This window comes from Achromobacter sp., assembly GCF_036567245.1.
Taxonomy (GTDB): Bacteria; Pseudomonadota; Gammaproteobacteria; order Burkholderiales; family Burkholderiaceae_B; genus Achromobacter.
Map to the genome: position 1 here is coordinate 1 of NZ_DATCUY010000317.1, position 5,181 is coordinate 5,181.

6 protein-coding genes are annotated in these 5,181 nt (G+C 68.3%); all 6 read right to left on the reverse strand.

Annotated elements, in window-relative coordinates:
• The coding region (locus VIR09_RS13935) for a response regulator transcription factor (protein ID WP_332013396.1) at positions 1-431 on the reverse strand (431 nt) is incomplete at its 3' end.
• A gap of 11 nt (positions 432-442) precedes the next feature.
• The gene (locus tag VIR09_RS13940; RefSeq protein WP_332013397.1) at positions 443-2,380 is read right to left on the reverse strand and encodes a type IV pili methyl-accepting chemotaxis transducer N-terminal domain-containing protein; all 1,938 of its coding nucleotides are present in this window, start codon (positions 2,378-2,380) and stop codon (positions 443-445) included.
• 79 nt (positions 2,381-2,459) lie between these two features.
• Positions 2,460-2,957 (reverse strand): molybdopterin-guanine dinucleotide biosynthesis protein B, encoded by a 498-nt coding sequence (gene mobB, locus VIR09_RS13945; RefSeq protein WP_332013398.1) that lies wholly within the window; start codon positions 2,955-2,957, stop codon positions 2,460-2,462.
• Positions 2,954-3,613 carry a carbonic anhydrase gene (locus tag VIR09_RS13950; protein WP_332013399.1) on the reverse strand — a complete coding sequence of 220 codons (660 nt, stop codon included), beginning with the start codon at positions 3,611-3,613 and terminating at the stop codon, positions 2,954-2,956. Before VIR09_RS13950 ends, mobB begins: the two co-directional genes overlap by 4 nt.
• A gap of 1 nt (position 3,614) precedes the next feature.
• Positions 3,615-4,613, reverse strand: a complete 999-nt coding sequence (moaA, locus tag VIR09_RS13955) for a GTP 3',8-cyclase MoaA (protein WP_332013400.1) — start codon at positions 4,611-4,613, stop codon at positions 3,615-3,617.
• Positions 4,610-5,181, reverse strand: a 572-nt coding sequence (locus tag VIR09_RS13960) for a peptidylprolyl isomerase (RefSeq protein ID WP_332013401.1), incomplete at its 5' end; no start/stop codon positions are given. The genes moaA and VIR09_RS13960, both read right to left, overlap by 4 nt.

Below are 5,181 nucleotides of genomic sequence, written 5' to 3' on the forward strand. Positions count from 1 at the left end.
AGGCTGGCCTGCCCGCGGAACTGCTCGACCAGCTTGGCGGTCATGCTCTCGGCGATGACGGGTTCGCCGCCCGCGGCGCGGCGGATCGCGGCGGTCAGCGCGTCTGCGTCGATGTTCTTGACCAGGTAGCCGCGGGCGCCGTCGCGCAGCGCCTGGCCCAATTCGTCGGCCTCTTCCGACACCGTCAGGATGATGACCGCACAGGAAGGCAGTTCCTGGGTCAGCAGCTGCAGCGTTTCCAGCCCGGACAGGCCCGGCAAGTTGAGGTCCAGCAGAACCACGTCGGGCTTGAGTTCCTTGGCGCGCTTCAGGCCTTCGACGCCGTCGCCGGCCTCGGCCACGACCTCGAAATCGGGCTGGCGTTGCAGCAACAGGCGCACGCCCGAGCGGAACAGGGTGTGGTCGTCGACGAGGAGGATACGGATGGGCATGGTCGGAAAGTTCAGGCGGCCTGGCGTTCGCTGCCGGGCAGGGTCAGCGCGACGCGCGTGCCGGCGCCGGGCTGCGATTCAAGTTTTATCACGGCGCGCATGCGGGCTGCGCGCTCGCGCATGATGTGCAGGCCCACGTGCGATTCGCCGCGCTCTGCCACCTCGGCAGGGTCATAGCCCTGGCCGTCGTCGCTAATGACCAGGCTGAAGTCGCGATCATTGGCGACATCGATGCGCACATGGCTGGCTTCGGAATGCTTGCGCACATTGGACAGCGCCTCTTGCAGGATGAACAGCACCTGCAGCTGCTCGTCGGGCGGCAGCGGCGCGCCCTCGCCTCGTCCGAAGCGCAATTCGGTCTCGATCCCGGTCTGGCGCCGGAAACGCGCCACGGTGTCTTCGATGCCGGCCTGCAGGTCGCCCTGCGACAGCTTGGTGCGGAAGTTGGTCAGCAGCTCGCGCACGTCCTGGTAGCTTTCGTCCACGCCGGTGCGCAGCAACGGCAGGATCTCGTCGATCTCCGCCTGGTCGCCGCGCTTGACGGCGGCGTCCAGCATCTGCAATTGCAGGTTCAGGAAGTTCAGGCCCTGGGCCAGGCTGTCGTGCAACCCCTGCGCCACCAGCCCGCGCTCGCGCACCACGGCCAACTGCCGCGCCTGGGCGCTCAGGCGGCGGTTGTCCAGGGCCACGCCCAGATGCTGGCCCAACGTTTCCAGCAGCTGGGATTCAGCCGGCGACAGGCGGCGTTGCTGGCGGAAATGCAGGGAGTACGAACCCAGCACCTCGTCGCGCGTGACGATGCGGAACACGGCCACGCTGGCGAAGCCGTCGCGCTGGCAGTTCAGTTCCATCGCAGGCGGCGACTCGCGGAAATCCTGGATCACGATGACGCCAGCCTGCCGCGTGGCGACGCCGCAATAGCAGTCGTCCACCCGCATGCAATGCTCGGATTCGACCAGTTCGTCGGACAACCCCACCGACACCATCAGGTTGAGCTGCTCGTTGTTGGGATCCAGCGCCCGGATGCTGCCGCCCTCCGCGTCGAACTGCAGCATCACGCGTCGCAGGAAGCCGTCGCACAGCGCTTCGATCTCGTTGGGCTGGTTCAGGAAGGCGGCCATGTCGTAGAGCGCGCCGATGTCGCGGTTCTGCGCGGCCAATTGGGCGGTCTTCTCTTCGACGCGCCGCTCCAGGCCGGTGTACAGATCCTGCAGTTCGTCGGCCATGCGGTTGTAGCCGCGCGCCAGCACGCCGAATTCGTCCTTGCTTTCCACCGGCAGCCGGGTGCTGAATTCCCTGGCGGCCATGCGCTGCAGGCCGTCCCGCAACCGCAGCACCGGCGAGATGATCCAGAGGTACAACAGGTAGATCATCGCCAGCGTGCCGGCGCTGGCGATCGCCGCCAGCACGCCCTGCGACAGGCGCAGCGAAGTGGTCTTGCCGGCATTGTCCTGTTCGATCATGCGCACCAGCGTGTCCGCCCGGGCCACGAACTCCGGCAGGGTTTCCAGGTAGGTCGTGGACTCCGGCTGCTCCAGGGCGCGCCTGGCCGCAGGCTTCATGATGTCGTACCAATAGGCGGCCACATCGCGCCATTGCTTGCGGATGGCCCCGTCGTTGGGGATGAACAGCGGACGCGCCGGATTGCCGCGCGCCAGCCGGGCGATGGTGTCATCCATCAGCTGGACCTGTTCATTGGTACGGAATTCGCGCCCGGCCTGCGGACGCATCAGCTCCACCGCCACGCGGTTGGCCCGCATGCGCAGGCTGCCCGTATCGTTGATGGCGGCGCCCGCGCCTTCCAGCTGCCAGGACAGCCATAGCGTCCAGCTGACCATGGACAACACCACCACCAGCGCCACCAAGGAACTGATGACGATGCGCGTGGACAGGCGATGCCGGGGCGAAGGCAGGCCGTCGGATTCGGCGGCGGTATCGGTGGGCTTCATGGCTTTCAACGCGGGCTTGCTTGAGGAGTGCGGCGGGTTCCAGTGTAGCCGCTGCGCGCCCTGCTCCGGCTGCGGGCCCTCAAGCCAGCCCAAGGGTGCGGCAGATGAAGTCCGCGACTTGCTGCGGCTCGTTGACCGGCAGGCTGGGCAAGCCGGTAGCCAGCGGCGCGTCGGTGGCCACCGCCAGGAAACTGTGGTCTTCCCCATGCAGGGGCGGCTTGCCCAGGGCGGGCCGGTACACCTCGAGGCGCGGGATCGCAGCCTGCTTGAAGCCTTCGACCAACACCAGGTCTGCCGGCGACAGGCGCGCCAATTGGTCGTCCAGGGTGGGCTCGGGCGCATCGCGCAGTTCGTGGACGATGGCGTAGCGGAACGGCGAGGCCACCATCACCTCCAGCGCGCCCGCCTGCCGGAAGCGGGCGCTGTCCTTGCCGGGCGGCTCCATCTGGAAGTCGTGATGGCTGTGCTTGATGACGCTGACCCGCAGGCCGCGCGCGGCCAGCAAGGGCAGCATGGCCTCGATCAGGGTGGTCTTGCCGCTGCCGGAACGGCCGGCGATGCCGAAAACTGGGGTCATGCAAGCTCCGTGAACAAGGGGCACACGATGGGCAGGAAGGCGTCCGCCCGCGCCGAGTATGCCAGCAAAGCGCCAGCCACCAGGTCGAAATACCAGCCGTGCAGGGTCAGGCTGCCCGCCTCCACCCCGCGGCGGACAAAAGGCAGGTCTTCCAGGTTGCGCAATGAAATCAGGATGGACGCCTGCTCGCAGGCCCGCCGGCGTTCGGCCGCCGTCGCCTGCGGCATCTGCTGCAGCACCTGCTTGCGCGCCGGTTCGGCGATGTCCATCCAGCGTTCCAGGTAATCGGTCTCGCCGTCGCCCCGGGTGCGCCGCTCCATCAGCGCGCGTATGCCGCCGCAGTGGGCGTGCCCCAGCACGATGATGCGGCTGACCTGCAATTGCTCGACCGCGAACTGTATCGCGGCCAGCACGCCTTGCAACCCCCGGTCCGTGCTGGCCGGCGGCACCAGGTTGGCCACGTTGCGCACGGTGAAGATGTCCCCCGGGTCGCACCCCAGCAACATGGCCGGATCGACCCGCGAATCGCAACACCCGACCAGCAGGGTGCTGGGGTGCTGGCCTTCGCAAAGATTTCGGTAGAGCGATGGCGCGTCCTCGTAGTACTGCTGCTGGAAGCGTTGGAAGCCGTCGACCAGCCGTTCGATATCGCGCATCTCAGCCTCCCGTCTGCGCCATGAAGCGCACGATGCGTTCGGGACGGGCCACGAAGTCGTGGCGCTCAGGCTTGGCGGCAATGCCGGCCTGGATCGCCTGGACCAGATCGGCATCGCTGGCGCCCGCGCGCAGCAGGCGGCCCAGCGGCACCTGGTCTTCCTGACCCAGGCAAAGGTACAAGGTGCCGTCCACGCCCAGCCTGACGCGGTTGCAGGCGGCGCAGAAGTGGCGCGACATGGGCGTGATCACGCCCAGCACTGGCGTTCCGTGGCCCGTGGTCCAGTAGCGCGCCGGGCCCGCGCCTGTCCCGCTCAAGGCGGGCAGCAGGCCCGCGTCGGCCGCCAGCCGCGCACCCATGGCGTTCAAGTCGGTATGGGCGTAGCCCTGGCCGCAGCTGCCCATGGGCATGGGCTCGATCAGGCGCAGCACGAAGCCCTGCTCCACCGCATAGTCCAGCAGCCTGCGCACCTCGGACTCGGGCGTGGCCGCGTGCACCACGCTATTGAGCTTGATGGGCGCAAAGCCCGCGTCCTTGGCCGCGGCCAGCCCCGCCAGCACCGACTCCAGGCAGTCCCGGCCGGTGATCTGGCTGAAGGCGGCGGCATCCAGCGTGTCCAGGCTGATATTCAGCCGATCGACCCCGGCGGCGCGCAGGTCCTGCGCGTGGCGCGCCAGCTGGGTGCCGTTGGTGGATACGGACAGGTCTCTCAAGCCGGGCATGGCGGCGATGACGCCCGCCAGTCCTGCCACGCCGCGGCGCAGCAGGGGCTCGCCGCCGGTCAGCCGGACCTTGCTGACGCCCAAGCCGACGAACAGCCCTACCAGCCGCGCCATTTCCTCGTGGCGCAACCAGTTGGCGGGAGTTTCGAAGCCCTTGAAGTCCTTGGGCAGGCAGTAGCTGCACCGCAGGTCGCAACGGTCCGTGACCGACACGCGCAGATAGTCGATGCGGCGGCCATGGCCGTCCACCAGGGGTCCCGCAGCCGGCTCGTCCATCATGCGGCGCTCCCGCTGTAGACGCGCTCCGGCTCCCCACCCTGCAGGTCTATGCCCTGGATATCGGCGCGTTCGACCAGCAGCTTGGCGTACTGGCGCCAAGCGGTATCGCGGCTCATGGACGACAGCGCCGTGGCGATCTGTGCGGCCACGTGCTCGTAGGGCTGCATGCGGCCCTCGATGCGCCGCGTCACCCGCACGATGTGCAGGCCGTGGCGGGTTTCCAGCAATTGCGGCAGCAGGCCGCCAGCGGGCAGCGCGAACACCGCGCGCTCGAATTCCGGCACCGTGTCGCCCCGGCCCAACTGGCCCAGGCTGCCGCCCAAGGCCGCGGACGGGCAGTTCGATTGTTCCCGCGCCACGTCGGCGAAGCGCGAGGGATCTTCCATCAGTTCCGCCAATACCACATTGGCATGCGCACGCAGCATGTCCAGGTTCACGCCGGGCGTGACCTGGAACAGGATGTGGTCCGCCTCGATCAGCTCGCCCACCATGAAGCGTTGCGGGTGCATCTGGTAGAAACGGCGGCAGGCGGCCTCGTCGGCCTCGGGCGCGGACGCCTCGCGGGCCA